The organism is Streptomyces sp. NPDC088252 (assembly GCF_044740965.1).
Lineage (GTDB): Bacteria > Actinomycetota > Actinomycetes > Streptomycetales > Streptomycetaceae > Streptomyces.
Map to the genome: position 1 here is coordinate 93,192 of NZ_JBIURS010000022.1, position 20,327 is coordinate 113,518.

A 20,327-nucleotide genomic window follows, 5' to 3' on the forward strand; every position below is an offset into this window, starting at 1 on the left:
GGCCGTCCGCGCCCCATGCTCCCGCACCCCCGCCCTCGTCGCCCGGACCGGCGCGGGACCCGACGTCAGGAACTGACTCCAGGAGGCCCGCAGTGCAGCGGCAGATCTTCACCGAAGAGCACGAAGCGTTCCGCGGGGCCGTCCGCGCCTTCCTCACCAAGGAGGTCCTCCCGCACTACGAGCAGTGGGAGAAGGACGGCATCGTCTCGCGCGAGGCGTGGCTCGCGGCCGGCCGGCAGGGACTGCTCGGCCTCGCCGTCCCCGAGGAGCACGGGGGCGGCGGCAACCCCGACTACCGCTACAGCGCCGTCCTCGCGGAGGAGTTCACCCGGGCCGGTGCCCCCGGACTCGCACTCGGGCTGCACAACGACATCATCGGCCCCTACCTCACCGGCCTCGGCACCGAAGAGCAGAAGCGGCGCTGGCTGCCCGGCTTCTGCAGCGGCGAGACCATCACCGCCGTCGCCATGACCGAGCCCGGCGCGGGCTCCGACCTCCAGGCCATCCGCACCACCGCCGAGGACAAGGGCGATCACTGGCTGCTCAACGGCTCCAAGACGTTCATCTCCAACGGCATCCTCGCCGACCTGGTGGTCGTGGTCGCCAGGACCACCCCCGAGGGCGGCGCGAAGGGCCTGTCGCTGATCGTCGTCGAACGCGGCGCGGAGGGTTTCGAGCGGGGCCGCAACCTCGACAAGATCGGCCAGAAGTCCCAGGACACCGCCGAACTGTTCTTCCATGACGTCCGCGTCCCCAAGGAGAATCTGCTCGGAGAGCGGGACGGTGCCTTCATCCATCTGATGACCAATCTGGCGCAGGAACGGATGGGCATAGCCGTCGCCGGCATCGCCGCCGCCGAACACCTGCTGGAGATCACCACGCGGTACGTGAAGGAGCGCGAGGCCTTCGGACGGCCGCTGTCCAGGCTTCAGCACATCCGGTTCGAGATCGCCGAGATGGCCACCGAGTGCACGGTCACCCGCACCTTCATCGACCGCTGCATCGTCGAGCACTCCGACGGCGGGCTCGACGCCGTCCATGCCTCGATGGCCAAGTGGTGGGCCACCGAACTGCAAAAGCGCGTCGCCGACCGCTGTCTCCAACTCCACGGAGGGTACGGATACATGACGGAGTATCCGGTCGCGAAGGCATTCACCGACGGCCGTATCCAGACCATCTACGGCGGCACGACCGAGATCATGAAGGAGATCATCGGACGCTCGCTGCTCGCCTGACCTCTTTCGCACAACCACCCTCGAAAGGCTGCTGACTTGAGTACCGAAGCGTTTGTCTACGACGCGATCCGCACCCCGCGCGGCCGTGGCAAGGCCAATGGCGCCCTGCACGGCACCAAGCCGATCGACCTCGTCGTCGGCCTCATCCACGAGATCCGCGACCGCTTCCCCGGCCTGGACCCGGCGGCCATCGACGACATCGTGCTCGGCGTGGTCAGTCCGCTCGGTGACCAGGGCTCCGACATCGCCCGGATCGCCGCCATCGCGGCGGGCCTCCCGGACACCGTCGCGGGCGTCCAGGAGAACCGCTTCTGTGCCTCGGGCCTGGAGGCCGTCAACCTGGCGGCGGCCAAGGTCCGTTCGGGCTGGGAGGACCTCGTCCTCGCGGGAGGTGTCGAGTCGATGTCCCGTGTCCCGATGGGATCCGACGGCGGCGCCTGGGCGATGGACCCGATGACCAACTTCGACACCGGCTTCGCGCCGCAGGGTGTCGGCGCCGACCTCATCGCCACCATCGAGGGCTTCACCCGCCGCGACGTGGACGAGTTCGCCGCGCTCTCCCAGGAACGCGCCGCCGAGGCATGGAAGGACGGCCGATTCGCGCGCTCCGTCGTCCCCGTCAAGGACCGCAACGGCCTCGTCGTCCTCGACCACGACGAGCACATGCGGCCCGGCACGACCGCCGACTCGCTCGCCGCGCTCAAGCCCTCCTTCGCGGCGATCGGTGAGATGGGCGGCTTCGACGCGGTGGCCCTGCAGAAGTACCACTGGGTCGAGGAGATCGACCACGTCCACCACGCGGGCAACTCCTCCGGCATCGTCGACGGCGCCGCGCTCGTCGCGATCGGCAACCAGGAGATCGGCGAGCGGTACGGACTCACGCCGCGCGCCCGGATCGTCTCCGCCGCCGTCTCCGGCTCCGAGCCCACCATCATGCTCACCGGCCCCGCGCCCGCCACCCGCAAGGCCCTCGCCAAGGCCGGACTCACCATCGACGACATCGATCTCGTCGAGATCAACGAGGCGTTCGCCGGAGTCGTGCTCCGCTTCGCCAGGGACATGGGACTCCCCCTCGACAAGATCAACGTCAATGGCGGCGCCATCGCGCTCGGCCACCCGCTCGGCGCCACCGGCGCGATGATCCTCGGCACCCTCATCGACGAACTGGAACGGCGCGACCGGCGCTACGGCCTCGTCACCCTCTGCGTCGGCGGCGGCATGGGCGTCGCCACCGTCGTCGAGCGTCTCTGACCGTCCCCCGGCCACCCGGGAGGGGCCGGCCCCTCACTTACGGAGAAGAACAGCAATGACCGAGAGCACGACCATCCGCTGGGAACAGGACGAGACCGGCGTCGTCACCCTCGTACTCGACGACCCCGACCAGTCCGCCAACACGATGAACCAGGCCTTCAAGGACTCCATCGCGGCCATCGCCGACCGCGCCGAGGCCGAGAAGGACTCCATCCGCGGCATCATCTACACCTCCGCCAAGAAGACCTTCTTCGCGGGCGGCGACCTCAAGGACATGATCAAGGTCGGTCCCGAGAACGCCCAGCAGGCCTTCGACACCGGTACCGCAATCAAGAACTCGCTGCGCCGCATCGAAACCCTCGGCAAGCCCGTCGTCGCCGCCATCAACGGCGCCGCGCTCGGCGGCGGCTACGAGATCGCGCTCGCCTCCCACCACCGCATCGCCCTCGACGCCCCCGGCTCCCGGATCGGTCTGCCCGAGGTCACCCTCGGCCTGCTGCCCGCGGGCGGCGGCGTCACCCGCACGGTACGCCTCATGGGCATCGCCGACGCCCTGCTGAAGGTCCTCCTCCAGGGCACCCAGTACACCCCGCGGCGCGCCCAGGAGAACGGCCTCGTGCACGAGGTCGCCGCCACCCGGGAGGAGATGCTCGAAAAAGCCCACGCCTTCATCGACGCGCACCCCGAGTCCCAACAGCCCTGGGACGTCAAGGGATACAAGATCCCCGGCGGCACCCCCTCCCACCCGAAGTTCGCCGCCAATCTGCCCGCCTTCCCGGCCAATCTGAAGAAGCAGATCGCGGGCGCCCCGATGCCCGCGCCGCGCAACATCCTGGCCGCCGCCGTCGAGGGCTCGCAGGTCGACTTCGAGACCGCGCTGACCATCGAGGCCCGCTACTTCACCGAACTGGTCACCGGCCAGGTCGCGAAGAACATGATCCAGGCGTTCTTCTTCGACCTCCAGGCCGTCAACTCCGGCGCCGGCCGCCCCAAGGGCATCGAGGAGCGCCAGGTCGGCAAGGTCGCCGTCCTCGGCGCCGGGATGATGGGCGCGGGCATCGCCTACTCCTGCGCCCGTGCGGGCATCGACGTCGTCCTGAAGGACATCTCCACGGAGGCAGCCGCCAAGGGCAAGGCGTACAGCGAGAAGCTCCTGGACAAGGCTCTCTCCCGGGGCCGTACCACCGAGGCCGAGCGCGACGCGCTGCTGGCCCGCATCACCCCGACCGGTGACCCGGCCGACCTGGCGGGCTGCGACGCCGTCATCGAGGCCGTCTTCGAGGACACCGCGCTCAAGCACAAGGTGTTCCAGGAGATCCAGGACATCATCGAGCCGGACGCCCTGCTCTGCTCCAACACCTCGACCCTGCCCATCACCGTCCTCGCCGAGGGCGTCCCGCGCCCCGCCGACTTCGTCGGGCTGCACTTCTTCTCGCCCGTGGACAAGATGCCGTTGGTCGAGATCATCAAGGGCGAGAAGACCGGCGACGAGGCACTGGCCCGCGCCTTCGACCTGGTCCGCCGGATCAAGAAGACGCCGATCGTCGTCAACGACTCCCGCGGCTTCTTCACCTCGCGCGTCATCGGCCAGTTCATCAACGAGGGCGTCGCCATGGTCGGCGAGGGCGTCGAGCCCGCGTCGGTCGAGCAGGCCGCGGCGCAGTCCGGCTACCCGGCCAAGGTGCTCTCCCTGATGGACGAGCTCACCCTCACCCTCCCCCGCAAGATCCGCAACGAGACCAGGCGGGCCGTCGAGGAGGCCGGCGGCAGCTGGGCCGGACACCCGGCGGACGCGGTCATCGACCGGATGGTCGACGAGTTCGGCCGCCCGGGACGCAGCGGCGGCGCCGGCTTCTACGACTACGACGAGACCGGCAAGCGCACCCGTCTCTGGCCCGGCCTGCGCGAGCATTTCGGGGGTTCCGGGGGCCGTCCCCCGGGCGGGCACGGCACGAAGCCGGGCACCGACATCCCCTTCGTCGACATGAAGGAGCGGATGCTGTTCTCCGAGGCGCTGGACAGCGTCCGCTGCCTGGAGGAGAACGTTCTCGTCTCCGTCGCCGACGCCAACATCGGCTCCATCATGGGCATCGGCTTCCCGCCGTGGACCGGCGGCGTCCTCCAGTACATCAACGGGTACGAGGGCGGCCTGCCCGGCTTCGTGGCCCGTGCCCGGGAACTCGCCGAGAAGTACGGCGATCGCTTCCTGCCGCCCGCGCTGCTGGTGGAGAAGGCCGAGAAGGGCGAGACCTTCCACGACTGACCGTGACTCCCCGGGCCGCGTTCACTCCGCTGTGAACGCGGCCCGCAGTTCTTCCTTCAACGACCGCTGGAACGCGGTCACCAGCGCCTGGAGCACCATCGGCTGCATGTGGGCCGACAGCGACTTCATCGCCGCCAGGTGCTCCGGGTCCGACTCCCGCTCCCGGTAGGGACCCCAGACCTCGTCCCGGAACAGCCGGGTCAGCTCCTGCGCGGCGGACCGGGAGTGCTCCAGCAGAACCGTGCGGGCGGCCAGAATCGTCTCGTGCGCGATCGGTACGTCGAGCAGTTCGACGCCGAGCCGGAGCAGTCCCGGGTCCACCCGATAGCTGCCGTCGGTCGGCTCGGCGTGTTCCAGCACGCCCATCGCGGCCAGCCGCGCCATGTCCTGTCCGGTCAACGCCCGGCCGGCGCGGCGCTCCAGCTCCGCCCGCGTCGCGTCCTCCGGCGAGTCGGGTGCCCAGGCGGCCACCAGAGCCCGGTGGATCGCCAGATCGTGCGCGCTCAGGTCCGGCGGCAACTGCTCCAGATAGCGTTCGATCGCGGCGAGCGTCATGCCTTGGTGCTGGAGCTCCTCGATGAGCGCGAGCCGGGACAGGTGTTCATGGCCGTAGCGCCCGACGCGTCGCGGCCCGATCACGGGCGGCGGCAGCAGACCCCTGGTGCTGTAGAAACGCACGGTGCGTACGGTGACACCGGCGCGTGCCGCCAGCTCGTCGACGGTGAGCGTCGGGTCCTCGGTCCCGGTCGCCATGTCTGCTCCTCGCGTTCCGACCCAGCGGTGAACTGCTGCGTCTGCATCAACCAGGTTCAACAGTATTGCTGTCTCACCGTTGTTGTGAAAGCGCCCGATGGCACCCGGCCCGGTCCCGCTGTCAGTGGTGGCTCCTACGCTGGTGTCATGTCGGAGATCACGTACGTACGGGGCGACGCGACCACCCCACAGGGCAAGGGTGTCAAGCTGATCGCCCATGTCTGCAACGATCTGGGCGGCTGGGGCAAGGGCTTCGTCCTGGCCGTCTCGCGTCGCTGGCCCGAACCGGAGAAGGCCTACCGTCACTGGCACCGGGAGCGCGCGAGCAACGACTTCGGCCTCGGCGCGGCTCAGTTCGTCCAGGTGGGTCCGTACCTCTGGGTGGCGAACATGGTGGGCCAGCGGGGGATACGCACGGGCAGCAAGGGTGTACCCGTGCGCTACGAGGCGATCGACACGGCTCTGGGAGCCGTGGCCGACCGGGCCGTCGAGCTGGGGGCCTCGGTCCACATGCCCCGGATCGGCTGCGGGCTGGCGGGCGGCACATGGTCGCGGATCGAGCCGCTGATAGAGAAGCGGCTGCTGAGCCGGGGTATAGCGGTGACGGTGTACGACTACGACTAGTAGTGCTTGGTCATGTGCGGTCTGCGATGGCGTGTCTTCTTGCGTCTGGCCTGGCGCATGCAGCCGGTCATCAAGCCCACCGCGCTGGTCATCGATGACACCGGGTTCCTCAAGGACGGGGATGCGTCGGCGTGTGTGACCCGGCAGTACACCGGCACCGCGGGCAAGGTCACCAACTGCCAGGCCGGGGTCTCGCTGCACCTGGCGTCCAACGGCGCCTCCGCGGCGGTGAACCGGCGTCTGTTCCTGCCCGGGAGCTGGGATCCCGCCTCGCCGAAGGCCGATCCGGTCAAAGCGGCTCGCCGTGGCAAGTGCGCCATCCCCGCCCAGGTGGGCCATGTCGAGAAGTGGCAGCCGGCCCTCGACATGATCGACGAGACGCGGTCCTGGGGCATCGAGGTGCCCCAGGTCATCGCCGACGGCGGCTATGGTGACACCGCCGCCTTCCGGCTCGGCCTGGAAGAACGCGATCAGGCCCGATCAGGGAGCGGGGCCCGGTGCCGTGCATCGCGAGGCGGAGGAAGGAGTCGTGGCGGAGCCGATGGGGTCTGCTCTCACGCCGTGGTGGACGATGTGCGTGCCGGATCGCTCGCCGTGCTTCCGGTGACGCAACGCCGAGGCCCGGGGCGCGCCCCATCAGCCTGGTGCGGCGGCGCGACCGCGTGCTGTTCCCGACGGAGCGTGCGTTCATGGGACTGCTCCGTGAGATCGGCCGCCGGCCGCGGGAGCTGCCGGGCGGGCGGCCTCGTCTGCGCCACCGTCAGGGCGCCCCGGAACGCGGTTGCCGCGCCTCCGGACGGAATTGGCCGGATAATCTGACTCCCGCCAACGATGCACCAGGAAGGGGTGGGCCCGGTGGCGGGTGTCCAGGCAGCGCGCGAGGTGTGCGAACGTTACGGCGCGGACGGTGACGGCTGCACGGCGGTGACCGCGGCGGTCAACGGTGCCCGGGACTCCGGCGACGACCGGCCCGCGTCGTCCGACGCGTTCGCACCCCGCCCGAACAGGGCCTGAACCCTGCGCCCCGACGACCGGCCGCACGACCCGATGGACGCGTCCCTGCTCACCCTGCTCGGTCTCGGACCGGACGAGGACGCGGTCTACCGGCTGCTCGTGGACCGTCCCGACAGCGAACCGGCCGCGTTCGCGGGCCCATTGAGCGACCACGCGGTGGCGAGCGCCCTCGATGCGCTCGTCGAACGCGGGCTCGCCAGCGCCGACCGGCCGGACGTCGACGGCCCCTTCCGGTACCGTGCCGCCTCGCCCGTCCTCGCACTCGGGCCGCTCCTCGAAGCCCGCCGGTCCGCGCTGCACCGGGTCGAGTCGCTCGTGGGGGACCTCACCGAGCGGCACCGCTCCGCGCAGGCGCACGCGTCGGGAGCACCCGTGGAGGTGCTGTCCGGTCCGGCGGCGATCCGGCGACGCCTGCTGACCATGCAGCGTCAGGCCAGGAGCGAGGTGTGCACCCTGGTGCCGGCCAGGCACGCGCCCGCGGTGCTCACCTTCGCGGACAACCACGAGGAGGCGGACTCCGACTGATGCGCCGCGGTGTGACCGTGCGCAGTGTCGTCGAACGCACATGGCTGGAACAACCGGAGACCGCGACCCTGCTGGCCTCCTGTGTCGCCCAGGGCCAGCACATCTCCGTCACGGACTGGCTGCCGATCAAGCTCGTCATCGTGGACCGCCGTATCGCACTGCTGCCCCTGGACCCGGAGCGCGAGAGCGAGCCTGTGGTAGTCGTGGTGCACCGAACCGGCCTGCTCACCGCTCTCGGTTCGCTCTTCGACGAGCACTTCGAGAAGGGATGGCGGCTGAGCGTTTCCGGCGTCGCGGACAAGGACGAGTCCCCGGTCGCGGCGGTCGACCGGGAGATCGTCGCTCTCCTCCACGTCGGGCTGACCGATGCCGCAATCGCTAGTCAACCGGGCATGGGCCATCGCACCGTTCAGCGACGCCTGCACGCCCTGATGGACGAGGTCGGCGCCGCGACCCGCTTCCAACTCGGCTGGTACGCGGCCCGCGCGGGCTGGCTGGACGACGAAACCGGCAACTCGGTTCCCTCGCAGGTTCCTTGAGGCGTATTTACGCCACGGCATGTTCGCGCCATGCTCACCTCTTGTTAGCGGAACCGCACGTACCGAAACATCGACCCCGTCAACCGGACAGGGCGTGCGCGTCCCTCCGGAGAGGTGTGCGATGGGGAGGGTTCTGTGAAGAGAACGAGGATGCGGCGGATGCTGGCGACCGGTGTGGTCGTCGCCGCCACCGGATCGGCACTGCTGACCGCGCCGGCCTGGGCGGACGACACCACCGCCGCGGCCACCACGGCGACGAGCCCGGTGCCGGTCGCTCCCGCGATGACCCAGGGGCTGGACAAGTCCGCCCGCGCGGGCACGCCCGCCGAGGCCGCCCGGGCCCATCTGAAGGCCCACAAGGACACGTACAAGGTGCCCGTCTCCGACCTGAAGACGGTGCGGACGACCAAGGACGGCAAGCAGTCCTCGGTCCGCTTCCAGCAGAAGCACGACGGCGTCCCGGTCTTCGGCGCCGAGTACGCGGTGCAGACGGAGGCGGCCGACGGCGGCCAGCAGGTCACCTCCGCGACCGGCACGCTCTACACGGACCTCACGGTCTCCACCACACCGAAGGTCGCAGAAGCCACCGCGAAGCAGCGGATGTTCACGCTCGACCGCGGCCTGCGCGGCGTGCAGGGCGCGAAGACCGAGGCGCACGGCCTGTCCGTGCTGCCCGACGCCCACGGCGGCAGGCTGGCCTGGCACTTCACCGTCACCGGCGGCAAGGCGGACGGCGGCCCGGTGCGCCAGGAGGTGTACGTCGACGCGCGCGTGGGCGGCATCGCGCTCTCGTACAACAACATCGACGCGGCCGACGCGTCGCCCGCGCAGGGGACGGGCGTACGCGTCGACGGCGGCGAGGCGAAGCTGGACGTCAACAAGGAGGCGGACGGCTCGTACACGCTCGTCGACTCCACCCGCTCCATGTACGCGCAGACCGGCGGACAGATCCGCACGTACGACGCCCAGCGCAAGGACTACAAGCTCGTCGCGGGCGGCCCGGTCACCGACGACATCCCGCTGGGCACATCGGCGAGCGACCGCTTCGACGGCGCGAACACCTCGTCGGGCGCCGTCGACGCGCACCTGAACGCGGCGAAGGTCTACGAGTACTACAAGAACCAGATCGGCCGCGACGGTGTCGACGGCAAGGGCGGCACGATCCACTCCGTCGTCAACGTCTCCGCGAACGGCAAGGACTACGCCAACGCCTTCTGGGACGGTTCCAAGATGGTCTACGGCCACATGGACGGCGTGCCGCTGTCCGTGGGCCTGGACGTCGTCGGCCACGAGATGACGCACGGTGTCACCGAGCACTCCGCCGGGCTCGTCTACCTCAATCAGTCGGGTGCGCTCAACGAGGCGATATCCGATTACTTCGGCAACGCCATGGAGACCGCCGACAAGGGCATCGCGATGAGCGACCCCACGTCCGGCCTCATCGGGGAGTACCTCTGCAACGGCACGAAGCCGCTGGAGGAGTGCGCCCTGCGCGACCTGAACGACGGACGCAACGCGCAGAAGGACTACGAGCCCATCACGCTCGACATCGACAACGGCGGGGTGCACTACAACTCCACCATTGTCGGCGGCGCACTGTGGGACATGCGCAAGAACCTCGACAGCAAGCTCGCCGACCGGATCATCTACCGGTCCGCGCAGAACTACCTCACACCGCTGTCCGGCTTCACCGGCATGCGTGACGCGGTCACCCTCGCGGCCAAGTCCCTGAACGTCTCGAAGGCGGATCTCGCCGTCATCGCCAAGGCCTTCGACGACCACGGCATCGAGACCGGCTGGGAGCAGAAGGGCGGCACGCACGACGGCACCACCATCGGCGCCGACATCCTGCCCGCGTACGAGGTCTACGGCGGGGTCGACGAGCAGGCCGCCCAGATCAACGGCGACGTCTACGCGATCAGCCACGGCGACGCCATCGCCTGGGACCAGGGCGGCGCCGCCTTCGGAATCACCGTCGGCCGCTTCGACAAGAAGCCGACGCACGAACTGGCCCAGAAGGACGCCTACCTGCTCGACCCGTCCCTGGACGACGACCGGATCGTCTTCACTCGGATCGCCGCCGACGGCATCGGCATCTACCAGTCCGGCAACAAGGGCCAGGGCGGGATCAAGAAGCTGGTCGACGAGCCGGGCGTGGACGAGACCGAGCCGGTCACCGACCACGGCGCCCTCGCCTACATCAGCACCACCGCCGACGGCGAGCAGGACGTCCTCCTCCGCAAGGCCGACGGTACGACGGTCAACGTGACCCCGGAGGCAGGCACCAAGGCCGCCCATCTCGCGATGAAGAACGGCACGATCGCCTGGGTCGGCGGCGACGGCACGTACGTCTACGTCTATGACATCGCGAAGGGCACCACGCAGACCAAGCGGATCACCGGCTTCCTCTTCAACTGGGTCTCCGACATCCAGATCACCTCGGACCACGTCTTCTGGCGTGAGACGGGCGGCTTCCTGATCCCGAGCACGACGTTCATGTCGGCGCCGCTCGGCGACCTGTCCAAGGCCGCGAAGCTGCGCTACCCGTCGAGCACCTACGTCGCCCAGTTCTCGGTGAACGACGACTACTTCGCCTACTCCACGTACGACATCTGGGGCGGGCTCGGCACCTGGAACGGCCCGATGAAGGCGATGGTCTCCAAGACCGCCGACGTGCTCGCCGGTCTCAACAACTACAGCCGGGTGTCCTGCTCCTCCGGAGCCCAGCTGGCCCCGTCCCTCGGTGACGGCCAGCGCGTCGCGTGGCTCGACACGAGCGCCGCGGCCACCGATGTGGTGACCCGCAAGACGTTCGCCGGGACCTGCGAGTAGTCCCGGGCCAGCCCGCCCGGCGCGTGCCGGGCACGCGAACCCGGCGTGATCCACAGCAGGGGCTCTCCCGGGCTTCCCGGGAGCCCCTGCGCACCGGCCCGGCAGCGATCGCATACTGGATCACACAAGGGACGGGCACCTGGGGCCTCTCGTTCGGATCGGGCCGGGTTCGCGTGCCCCGGCGTTCGGATCCGGCCCGATCCGAACGAAAGACCCTGGCCGCACGTCCCGCCGACCGTCGGGAGCGTCATGAGCACCGAAACAGACAGAGGCGACACCCCCGTCCCGCCGCCGCCCGGCGGTGTGCTCTGGAGCATCTCCGGCGACATCCGTGCCCTGCTGATGCTGCCCGCCGCCCTCACTCTCCAGGTCGCCCACCCCGCCGTCGGCGCGGGCGTGGACGAGCACTCCGTCTTCCGGACGGATCCGTGGGGGCGCGGCGAGAGGTCCCTGCGCTCGCTCCAGCTCTGGGTGTACGGGGGCGAGGGGGCCGCCGAGGAGGGGCGCCGGCTCCGCCGACTGCACCGCACCATCCAGGGCACCGATGTCCGCGGGCATCGCTACCATGCGCTGTCGCCCGCGAACTACGCGTGGGTGCATGCAACGGGCTTTCCCGTCTACCAGCACGCCACGCGCTATCTCGTCCGGCCGCTCACCGGGGCGCAGGAGCGGGCGCTGTACCGGGAGTGGCTGCAGGTCGGCAGAGTGCTCGGCATCCACGACCGGGACATGCCGCAGACGATCGAGGAGTTCTGGCCGTACTTCCGAAAGGTGCTCGCCGAGAAGGTCGGGTTGAACGTCGTCGTCGAGGATCTGACAGCCGTGGACCGCCCCGTGCCGCCGCCGGACCGGGGACCGCTGCCGCTGCGGCTGCTGCTGAAGGCGTTGTGGCCGGTGCTGTTCCCACCGCTGGCCAGGTTCCGCCGGTTCATCACCATCGGGCTGATGCCGCCGGAGGCACGGGCGGCGATCGGGCTGGAGTGGACGGACGCACAGGAACGGAGGCTGCGGAGGTTCTGCGGGGTGGTGCGGCGTGTCGTGCCCGTGCTCCCGGAGCGGCTGCGCTATCTGCCGTACGCGCGCAGGGCCCGTGCCGCGCATCGCAAGGCGGTCCGGGGCAGGGGGAGGCTCAGGCGGAGTTCCGGCGTACCAATTCGGTCGGCGTGATCAGCGACTCGGGCTCGTCGTCCCTGCCCTCGCCGTTCAGCTGCCGCATCAGCATCCGTACCATCAACCGGCCCATTCCCTCGACATCCTGACGGATCGTCGTCAACGGGGGTTCGGTGGACTCGGCGATCGACACCATGTCGTCGAAGCCGACCAGCGCCACCTCCTGAGGCACCCTGCGGCCGTGCTCGTGCAGCACCCGCAGGGCGCCCGAGGCCATCAGGTCGTTGGCGGCGAATACCGCATCCAGGTCGGGGCGGCGTTCAAGGAGCCGTGCCATCGCCCGTGCGCCGCCTTCGACCGTGAAGTCGCCCTCCACGAGCAGTGCCGGATCCGAGCCGGGCAGCACATCGCGGTAGCCGTCGACCCGGTCGAGTGCCGAGGTCTGGTCGCGCGGTCCGGCGATGTGCGCGATCCGCCGCCGGCCGAGGGAGACGAGATGGCGTACGGCCTCGGCCGCGCCACCCCGGTTGTCGCAGTCGACGTACGGGACGGCCAGTTCGGACGCCGCGCCCGGCCGACCGGGGCGTCCGCCGTAGACCGTGGGCACCTGGAACCGGCGGATGATCGCGGGAAGTTCGTCGTCCGTGTGCAGCGAGAACGCCAGCGCGCCGTCCACATGGCCACCGGCGAGATAGCGGGCGACGCGGTCGAAATCTCCGCTGCCCTCCACCAGAAGGAGTACCAACTGGGAGTCGTACGCGTTCAGTTCGCGGCTGATGCCGCGGATCTGCTGGGAGAAGAACGGGTCGGAGAAGATCCGGAACTCCGGCTCGTCGATGATCACGGCGACCGCACCGTTGCGCCGGGTGACCAGGGTCCGCGCGGCGTGGTTCGGAACGTAGCCGAGTTCCTCGATCGCTCTGCGTACCTGCTCCACGAGCGGCTGCCGCACACCCGCCCCGCCGTTCACCACCCGGGAGGCCGTCGCCCGTGAGACCCCGGCGAGAGCCGCCACCGCTTCCAGCGTGGGCCGGGCATCGCGTGGGGAGTCGGGGGTCGGACCGGACAAGGGACGCTCCTCGTACGCGCGGGATCGGCCGGAATCGGCGGGCCGGTCGGACAGCACCGACGCCCTCAGCCTATCCGGCGCCACCGGCCGTCCGCCGGGCCCCGTCGCCCCACCGAGGAGTGGGGGCGACGGGGCCACGAACGGGTCCGCGGACGCGTCAGTGGTGGTCGTGAATCGTGTTCGTCGCCGCGATCTGCTTCCACGACGCGGGCTCGGCGGGTGCGCGCAGCGCGCGTGCCCCGGCCGCCGCGGGGGCCTCGGGCCGCGTCGGCCGGTACAGCCAGGTGTCGAAGAAGCCGGCGAGCGGCTTGCCCGAGACCCGCTCCGCGTACGTCACGAAGTCCGCCACGCTCGCGTTGCCGTACGCGTGCTCGGTCGGCCAGCCCTTCAGCAACTCGAAGAACGTCTCGTCGCCCAGCTTCTCGCGCAGCGCCTGGATCGCCAGCGCGCCCCGGTCGTAGACGGCCGCGTCGAACTGGTTGTCGGGTCCGGGGTCGCCGGGCTTCACCGTCCAGAAGGCGTCGTCGGCCGGATGCTGGGCGTAGGTGTAGTCCGCCAGTTCCTGCGCGGTTCCCTCGCCCTCCTTCTCCGACCACAGCCACTGGCTGTAGCGCGCGAAACCCTCGTTGATCCAGATGTCCTTCCACCCCTTGAGGGACACGCTGTCGCCGTACCACTGGTGCGCCAGCTCATGGACGACGACCGAGACGTTCGCGCCGTTCGCGAACTGCTTCGGGCTGTAGAACGGCCTGGTCTGCGTCTCCAGCGCGAACCCGCTCTTCACATTGGGGGAGTATCCGCCGAGCGCGTCGAAGGGATACGGCCCGAAGACCTCCGTCAGCCACTCGGCGACCTCGGTGCTCCGCTCGATGCTGGCGCGTGCCGCGCCGCCGTTGGCGCCGAGGTCCTTGCTGTAGGCGTTGACGACCGGCAGCCCGTCCGACGTGGTGTCCGTCGTGATGTCGAACTTCCCGATCGCCAGCGTCGTCAGATACGTGGCCTGGGGCTTGCTCGAACGCCAGTTGAAGCGGGTCCAGCCGAGCTTCGAACTCTGCGACTGGAGAACGCCGTTGCTGATCGCCTGGGTGCCGTCCGGTACCGATACGGAGATGTCGTAGGTGGCCTTGTCCAGCGGGTGGTCATTGCTGGGGAACCACCAGGCGGCCGACTCCGGCTCCTGCGCGGCCACCGCGCCGTCCGGGGTGCGGACCCAGGAGGTCCAGCCGTTGATCTCGACCTCGGACGGCTTTCCGGCGTACCGCACGACCACGGAGACGGCCTTGCCCTTCGGTAGCGCCGCCGCCGGGGTGATCTCCAGTTCCTGGTCGCCGGTCCTGACATGGCCGGCCTTCTTGCCGTTCACCCGCACCTCGGAGACGTCCAGCCCGAAGTCGAGGTTGAAGCGGGAGAGTTGCTGGGTGGTCGTGGCGAGGATCGTCGCCGTGCCCTCCAGCAGGTCGGTCGCGGGCTGATACGTCAGCCGCAGGTCGTAGTGGGACACGTCGTAGCCGCCGTTGCCACTGGCCGGGTAGTAGGGGTCGCCGATGCCCGGGGCGCCCACGGTGCCTTCGGCGGCCGAGGCCGGGATCGCCAGCAGCAGGGAGGCCGCCAGTGCGCTCGGGACGATGAATCTGCGGTGCACGAGTGCTCCAAGTCGTAGGACGAATGATCTTTCGAACCGTCACGTCGACACTATTCAGCGACTGCCGCGACAGTCGTGTCCATGGCCAGAGCTGTCACATGATCGCCATTCGGCCGACATGCAGCGCCGGCCATGAATATGGCATGGCTACGCCATATTGCTCGGTGATCGCCCTCTGTTGCACGGGAGTTGACCGGGGTACCTTCCGCCCATGCCGACACGCGCGCGGGACACCCGCTTGACGTACAGATCGCTGGTGGTGGCTGCCGTGGCCGCCCTGATGGCCGTCCTGCTCTCGCCGGCGGGCGCGCAGGGTGCCGGTCCTCGCGAGAGCGGCCCCCCGGAGAGCAGGCCCGTCTACTCGTACGAGAACGCCGTCCGCGAATCCGTCTGGGTGGACACCGGACTGGACGGCGACGGCGATGGGAAGAGCGACCGGGTCGCGGTCGACATCGTCCGGCCGGGCGAACCCGCCCGACAGGGCCGCAAGATCCCTGTGATCATGGACGCCAGCCCCTACTACTCCTGCTGCGGCCGGGGCAACGAAAGCCAGCTGAAGACGTACGACACCCATGGCCGACCCGTCCAGTTCCCCCTCTACTACGACAACTACTTCGTGCCGCGCGGCTACGCCTTCGTCGCCGTCGATCTGGCCGGAACCAATCGCTCTGACGGCTGTGTCGACGTCGGAGGGCGCTCCGACGTGCAGTCCGCCAAGGCGGTCGTCGACTGGCTGAACGGCCGCGCCCGCGGCTACACCACCCGAACCGGCGGCGAACGCGCCACAGCCGGCTGGTCCGACGGCCGCACGGGAATGATCGGCAAGAGCTACGACGGCACCGTCGCCAACGGTGTCGCGGCCACCGGAGTGGACGGACTGCGGACCATAGTGCCGATCGGCGCCATCTCCTCCTGGTACGACTACTACTTCGCCCAGGGCGCGCCGCTCTACGACAGCGGCCCCGACTGGCTCTCCGGCTACGTGGAGAGTCCCGAGGCGCGCGGGCGCTGTGCCACGGTCCAGCGCCGGCTCGTCGACCAGGCGCCGCGCACCGGTGACTGGACGAAGCTGTGGAGCGAGCGCGACTACGTGAAGAACGCCGACAAGGTGAAGGCCAGCGTCTTCGCCGTACACGGCATGCAGGACCTCAACGTCCGCACCAAGCACCTCGGCCAGTGGTGGGACGCACTCGCGGACCGAGGTGTGGAGCGCAAGATCTGGCTCTCGCAGACCGGGCACGTCGACCCGTTCGACTACCGGCGCGCCACGTGGGTGGACACGCTGCACCGCTGGTTCGACCACTACCTCCTCGGTTACGACAACGGCATCGACCGTGAGCCGATGGCCGACATCGAACGCCACCCCGACCAGTGGTCCACCGACAGGGTCTGGCCACCCCGCACCACGCACCGCACCACCGTGCGCCCCGGCCCCGGCCAGGAACCCGGCGTCGGCACCCTCGCTCTGAAGCCCGCCCGCCCCGGCACCACCGAGACGTTCACCGACGATCCGGCACAGAGCGAGACGGAGTGGGCCGCCGACCTGGACCGGACCACGGGCGCCAAGGCCGGATTCCGCACCTCGCCGCTCACCCGGGACCTGCGCCTGGCCGGATCGTCCACAGTGACCGTCACCGCCACCCCGACCACATCGACCGCCCATCTCTCCGCGGTCCTCGTGGACATCGGCCCCGACACCATCCGCGACTACGGCTCGTCCGGCGAAGGCATCACCACTCTCACCGACCGCACCTGCTGGGGCGCGACCACGACCGGCGACAGCTCCTGCTTCAAGGAGACCCGGGCCCGAACGGCCGCGGTCGACCGGACCGTCCTCAGCCGCGGCTGGGCGGACCTCGGCACCTACGCCTCAGCCGGACACGGCCGCCCCCTCACTCCGGGCAGGGCCTACACGATCACCATCGACCTGGCGGCCACCGACCACGTCGTTCCGGCCGGCCACCGGCTCGCCCTGATCGTCGCCGGCACCGACCGGGACCTCATCGACCCACCGGACTCCACGCCCACGCTCACCCTCGACCTGGCCCGTACGTCCGCGAAGCTGCCGCTCACCGGTGGCGCCGGAGCCTTCGTACGCGCCACCGCGGGTTCCGCAACCGCGACAGCCACCCCCCGCGCAGTCCACTCCGAGGGCGTGACGTCGCCGCGTCCCGCCCGCCGCATCCCGGGAGGCAGCCACTCATGACAGCCCGCACACCGGCCGCACGCCGGCCCGTCCGCCGCAACCTGGTCCTGACGGCGGCCGCCGCCGTCCTGGCCGTGCCCCTGATCAGCGTGCCCGCCGAGGCCGCGCACACCCCGCCCCGTACCGGCTTCGAGAGCAGCCACGGGGCCCGATGGACCGGCCAGCCGGAGGAACAGTCCTTCCTGGCCGCCGTCGACCGGGGCAGCGACCGGGTCTCCGTCGACCGGATCGGCACGACGAAACAGGGCCGCCCGCTCCAGCTCGTCCGGATCGGCGACCACCGTCCCACCGCGAACACGATGCTGCTGATCTGCAGTCAGCACGGCGACGAGCCGGCCGGCCGCGAGGCATGTCTGACGACCATCCGCGATCTGGCCTACGCGCAGGACCGGTCGACCCGCGCCTTTCTCTCCCGTACCACCGTCCTCGTCGTGCCCACCGCCAACCCCGACGGGCGTGCCGCCGACACCCGAGGCAACTCCGACGGCGTGGACATCAACCGTGACCACATCGCGCTGCGGACCGCCGAGGCCCGTGCCATGGCGGCGGTCATCCGCGACCGTGAACCCGATGTGATCTACGACCTGCACGAGTACGGGGCCACCCCGCCGTACTACGACAAGGACCTCTTCGTCCTGTGGCCGCGCAACCTCAACGCGTCCGACCGGGTGCACGACGAATCGCAGACCCTGGCCGAACGCTATGTGCGGCCCACCGCCGAGGAGGCCGGTTACAGCAGCGGCCTCTACGGCATCTGGACCGACCCGGTCACCGGTGATCCGATCAAGCAGACCGCGGGCGACGGACAGGAACGCATCCTGCGCAACGCCTCCGGCATCAAGCACGCCGTCGGCCTGCTCATCGAATCCCGGGTCGACGCGCTCTCCGACGCCGAGCAGGCCGATCCGGCGCTCAACGGCCGACGCCGTGTCGACTCCCAGCTCACCGCGCTCGACGGCCTGTTCGCCTTCACCGACGCACGGCGAGGCCGGATCGAGGCCGCCACGTCCGCGTCGCGCGCCGCCGGATTCAAGGACCGCGGTCCGATCCATCTCGGCGGCGCCGACAACCAGGCACCCGAGCCCGGACAGGTCCTCCAGAACCCGCCGTGCGGATACCGGCTCACGAAGGCCCAGTTCGACGACGTCAAGGACGAACTCGCCCTGCACGGCGTCACCTCCCGGCGTGACGGCGACGGAGCGTACGTACCGCTGCGGCAGTCCGCCCGGAAACTGATCCCGCTGCTCCTGGACGAGAGGGCGACATATCACCTCACAGAGGGGCAGGCCGATACGGCCTGTTGATCCCATGGGATGAGCGCGGCGTGCGGTGCCGACCACGGAGAGCGAAATCACGGCATCCGTGAAAGGCGTCATGAGCGACGCGGGACGGACGGCGCACGGATGGCCGGGGGATCCGCCGGTGACGGCGGACCTCCCGGTCTGCGCCCACGTCCCCGGTGGGCCGGGCCGGTCGGGCCGGGAGCGGTCCGTCCGCCGATTAGGATCGGCACCCTGATGACTGCCACTCTCGTCGCCAAGGACCTCGCCGCCGGACACGGCGACCGCACACTCTTCACCGGGCTCGACCTCGTCGTCGCACCCGGTGATGTGATCGGTCTCGTCGGAGTCAACGGGGCCGGTAAATCGTCTCTGCTCCGGCTGCTCGCCGGAATCGACCGGCCGGAGGAGGGCGAGCTCCGGCTCTCCCCGCCCACCGCCACCGTCGGCCACCTCCCGCAGGAACCGGAGCGGCGGCCGGGGGAGACCGTACGGGAGTTCCTGGCCCGCCGTACCGGAGTCGCCGAAGCCCAGACCGCGATGGACGCCGCGACGCAGGCCCTCGTCGACGGGGCGCCCGGCGCGGACGACGCGTACTCCGAGACGCTCGAACGCTGGCTGGCGCTCGGCGGCGCCGACCTGGAGGAGCGTGCCGAGGAGGTCGCCGCCGACCTCGGCCTGACCGTCGGCCTCGACCTGCCGATGGCCGCGCTCTCCGGCGGCCAGGCGGCCCGCGCCGGCCTGGCCTCCCTCCTGCTCTCCCGCTACGACGTCTTCCTGCTCGACGAGCCCACCAACGACCTCGACCTGGACGGTCTGGAGCGCCTGGAGCGCTACGTCTCCGGGCTGCGCGCCGGCACGGTCGTCATCAGCCACGACCGGGAATTCCTGATGCGGACCGTGACCAAGGTCCTGGAACTGGACCTGGCCCAGCAGCAGATCAACCTCTACGGCGGCGGGTACGAGGCCTACCTGGAGGAGCGCGAGCGGGCTCGCAGGCATGCCCGCGAGGAGTACGAGGAGTACGCCGACAAGCGCGCCTCCCTCGAAGGGCGCGCACACATGCAGCGCTCCTGGATGGACAAGGGCGTCAAGAACGCCCGCCGCAAGGCGACCGACAACGACAAGATCGGCCGCAAGCTCCGCAGCGAGGCCAGCGAGAAGCAGGCCGCGAAGGCCCGGCAGACCCAGCGCATGATCGAACGCCTCGATGTCGTCGACGAGCCGCGCAAGGAATGGGAACTGCGGATGGAGATCGCCGCCGCACCCCGTTCGGGTTCGGTCGTCGCGACGTTGCGCGAAGCGCGGGTGGTGCGGGGCGACTTCAGCTTCGGTCCGGCGTCCCTGCAGATCGACTGGGCGGACCGGGTCGCCATCACCGGCGCCAACGGAGCGGGCAAGTCCACTCTCCTCGCCGCGCTCCTGGGCCGCCTCCCGCTGGATGCCGGACACGCGACGCTCGGCTCGGGCGTGGTGGTCGGAGAGGTCGACCAGGCGCGCAAGCTGTTCCACGGCTCGGAGTCGCTCCTGGAGGCCTTCTGTGCCGCCGTCCCCGACACCGAACCGGCCGAAGTCCGCACGCTGCTCGCCAAGTTCGGTCTGCGCGCGGACCATGTGATGCGTGTCGCGACCACGCTCTCCCCGGGCGAACGCACCCGGGCGGCACTCGCCCTGCTCCAGGGCAGGGGCGTCAACCTCCTCGTCCTCGACGAACCGACGAACCACCTCGATCTGCCCGCGATCGAGCAGCTGGAATCGGCGCTGGAGTCGTACTCGGGGACGTTGCTGCTGGTCACCCACGACCGGCGCATGCTGGAGGCGGTGAGGACGACGAGGCGCGTCGAGGTGGTGGACGGCAGGGTGAAGGAGCTCTGAGGACTCCGCAGGGCAGGCCCGGCGACCATCGTCCGAGGACAGGGTCCGGGGCCGGCCTCGGACCCGGACCTCGGCCCCGGGAAGCGACCGGAGAGGAGGGGCGGCTCCG

Annotated in this window: 15 protein-coding genes and 1 pseudogene; 13 read left to right on the top strand and 3 right to left on the bottom strand. The window is 70.1% G+C overall.

Features of this window, described 5'->3' with window-relative positions; genetic code table 11:
* Positions 1-92 precede the first annotated feature (92 nt).
* From ACIOHC_RS33590 to ACIOHC_RS33600, 3 genes are read left to right on the top strand one after another with little or no spacing between them, the layout of a single operon-like run.
* A complete protein-coding gene (locus ACIOHC_RS33590) occupies positions 93-1,235 on the top strand; it encodes an acyl-CoA dehydrogenase family protein (RefSeq protein ID WP_351072695.1) in 1,143 nt (380 codons plus the stop codon).
* Between the two features lie 36 nt (positions 1,236-1,271).
* The gene (locus tag ACIOHC_RS33595) at positions 1,272-2,486 is read left to right on the top strand and encodes an acetyl-CoA C-acetyltransferase (RefSeq protein WP_365689791.1); all 1,215 of its coding nucleotides are present in this window, start codon (positions 1,272-1,274) and stop codon (positions 2,484-2,486) included.
* 55 nt (positions 2,487-2,541) lie between these two features.
* A complete protein-coding gene (locus ACIOHC_RS33600; RefSeq protein ID WP_401845261.1) occupies positions 2,542-4,749 on the top strand; it encodes a 3-hydroxyacyl-CoA dehydrogenase NAD-binding domain-containing protein in 2,208 nt (735 codons plus the stop codon).
* A 21-nt stretch (positions 4,750-4,770) separates the two neighbouring features.
* Here ACIOHC_RS33600 and ACIOHC_RS33605 read toward each other — a convergent pair whose 3' ends face one another.
* A complete protein-coding gene (locus ACIOHC_RS33605) occupies positions 4,771-5,502 on the bottom strand; it encodes a MerR family transcriptional regulator (protein WP_351072689.1) in 732 nt (243 codons plus the stop codon).
* 147 nt (positions 5,503-5,649) lie between these two features.
* Between ACIOHC_RS33605 and ACIOHC_RS33610 the strand changes: the two genes are divergently transcribed.
* The 7 genes and pseudogenes from ACIOHC_RS33610 to ACIOHC_RS33640 all read left to right on the top strand — a co-directional run bounded on the left by ACIOHC_RS33610 (position 5,650) and on the right by ACIOHC_RS33640 (position 12,203).
* Complete coding sequence (locus tag ACIOHC_RS33610) at positions 5,650-6,126, top strand: macro domain-containing protein (RefSeq protein ID WP_351072687.1); 477 nt, start codon at positions 5,650-5,652, stop codon at positions 6,124-6,126.
* A gap of 42 nt (positions 6,127-6,168) precedes the next feature.
* Positions 6,169-6,594, top strand: a pseudogene (locus tag ACIOHC_RS33615) (transposase); the annotation flags it as partial.
* A 363-nt stretch (positions 6,595-6,957) separates the two neighbouring features.
* Complete coding sequence (locus ACIOHC_RS33620; protein ID WP_365689787.1) at positions 6,958-7,140, top strand: hypothetical protein; 183 nt, start codon at positions 6,958-6,960, stop codon at positions 7,138-7,140.
* Positions 7,141-7,173: 33 nt separating this feature from the next.
* The gene (locus ACIOHC_RS33625) at positions 7,174-7,665 is read left to right on the top strand and encodes a hypothetical protein (RefSeq protein WP_401845264.1); all 492 of its coding nucleotides are present in this window, start codon (positions 7,174-7,176) and stop codon (positions 7,663-7,665) included.
* A complete protein-coding gene (locus tag ACIOHC_RS33630) occupies positions 7,665-8,204 on the top strand; it encodes a hypothetical protein (protein WP_351072681.1) in 540 nt (179 codons plus the stop codon). Before ACIOHC_RS33625 ends, ACIOHC_RS33630 begins: the two co-directional genes overlap by 1 nt.
* Positions 8,205-8,339: 135 nt before the next feature.
* On the top strand, positions 8,340-11,036 hold the full coding sequence (locus ACIOHC_RS33635; protein WP_365689785.1) for a M4 family metallopeptidase: 2,697 nt from the start codon (positions 8,340-8,342) through the stop codon (positions 11,034-11,036).
* 249 nt (positions 11,037-11,285) lie between these two features.
* Positions 11,286-12,203 (top strand): oxygenase MpaB family protein, encoded by a 918-nt coding sequence (locus ACIOHC_RS33640; RefSeq protein ID WP_351084547.1) that lies wholly within the window; start codon positions 11,286-11,288, stop codon positions 12,201-12,203.
* Here ACIOHC_RS33640 and ACIOHC_RS33645 read toward each other — a convergent pair.
* Together ACIOHC_RS33645 and ACIOHC_RS33650 are read right to left on the bottom strand one after the other, a co-directional pair.
* Positions 12,166-13,215 (bottom strand): LacI family DNA-binding transcriptional regulator, encoded by a 1,050-nt coding sequence (locus tag ACIOHC_RS33645; RefSeq protein ID WP_401845267.1) that lies wholly within the window; start codon positions 13,213-13,215, stop codon positions 12,166-12,168. The two genes, ACIOHC_RS33640 and ACIOHC_RS33645, sit on opposite strands and share 38 nt — an antisense overlap.
* Positions 13,216-13,372: 157 nt before the next feature.
* On the bottom strand, positions 13,373-14,857 hold the full coding sequence (locus tag ACIOHC_RS33650) for a M1 family metallopeptidase (RefSeq protein ID WP_401845269.1): 1,485 nt from the start codon (positions 14,855-14,857) through the stop codon (positions 13,373-13,375).
* 211 nt (positions 14,858-15,068) lie between these two features.
* Between ACIOHC_RS33650 and ACIOHC_RS33655 the strand changes: the two genes are divergently transcribed.
* The 3 genes from ACIOHC_RS33655 (at position 15,069) to ACIOHC_RS33665 (ending at position 20,218) form a co-directional block, all read left to right on the top strand.
* Positions 15,069-17,063, top strand: a complete 1,995-nt coding sequence (locus tag ACIOHC_RS33655) for a Xaa-Pro dipeptidyl-peptidase (RefSeq protein ID WP_351084553.1) — start codon at positions 15,069-15,071, stop codon at positions 17,061-17,063.
* Positions 17,060-18,367, top strand: a complete 1,308-nt coding sequence (locus ACIOHC_RS33660; protein ID WP_351084555.1) for a M14 family metallocarboxypeptidase — start codon at positions 17,060-17,062, stop codon at positions 18,365-18,367. The genes ACIOHC_RS33655 and ACIOHC_RS33660 overlap by 4 nt, the downstream gene beginning before the upstream one ends.
* Positions 18,368-18,580: 213 nt before the next feature.
* Positions 18,581-20,218 (top strand): ABC-F family ATP-binding cassette domain-containing protein, encoded by a 1,638-nt coding sequence (locus tag ACIOHC_RS33665; RefSeq protein ID WP_365689780.1) that lies wholly within the window; start codon positions 18,581-18,583, stop codon positions 20,216-20,218.
* Positions 20,219-20,327 lie beyond the last annotated feature (109 nt).

Bases quoted from the DNA above. Each gene is read 5' to 3' on its own strand.
- ACIOHC_RS33600 (WP_401845261.1), top strand. From the start codon at position 2,542: ATGACCGAGAGCACGACCATCCGCTGGGAACAGGACGAGACCGGCGTC.
- ACIOHC_RS33605 (WP_351072689.1), bottom strand. From the start codon at position 5,502: ATGGCGACCGGGACCGAGGACCCGACGCTCACCGTCGACGAGCTGGCG.
- ACIOHC_RS33610 (WP_351072687.1), top strand. From the start codon at position 5,650: ATGTCGGAGATCACGTACGTACGGGGCGACGCGACCACCCCACAGGGC.
- ACIOHC_RS33620 (WP_365689787.1), top strand. From the start codon at position 6,958: ATGCACCAGGAAGGGGTGGGCCCGGTGGCGGGTGTCCAGGCAGCGCGC.
- ACIOHC_RS33625 (WP_401845264.1), top strand. From the start codon at position 7,174: ATGGACGCGTCCCTGCTCACCCTGCTCGGTCTCGGACCGGACGAGGAC.
- ACIOHC_RS33630 (WP_351072681.1), top strand. From the start codon at position 7,665: ATGCGCCGCGGTGTGACCGTGCGCAGTGTCGTCGAACGCACATGGCTG.
- ACIOHC_RS33640 (WP_351084547.1), top strand. From the start codon at position 11,286: ATGAGCACCGAAACAGACAGAGGCGACACCCCCGTCCCGCCGCCGCCC.
- ACIOHC_RS33655 (WP_351084553.1), top strand. From the start codon at position 15,069: ATGCCGACACGCGCGCGGGACACCCGCTTGACGTACAGATCGCTGGTG.
- ACIOHC_RS33660 (WP_351084555.1), top strand. From the start codon at position 17,060: ATGACAGCCCGCACACCGGCCGCACGCCGGCCCGTCCGCCGCAACCTG.
- ACIOHC_RS33665 (WP_365689780.1), top strand. From the start codon at position 18,581: ATGACTGCCACTCTCGTCGCCAAGGACCTCGCCGCCGGACACGGCGAC.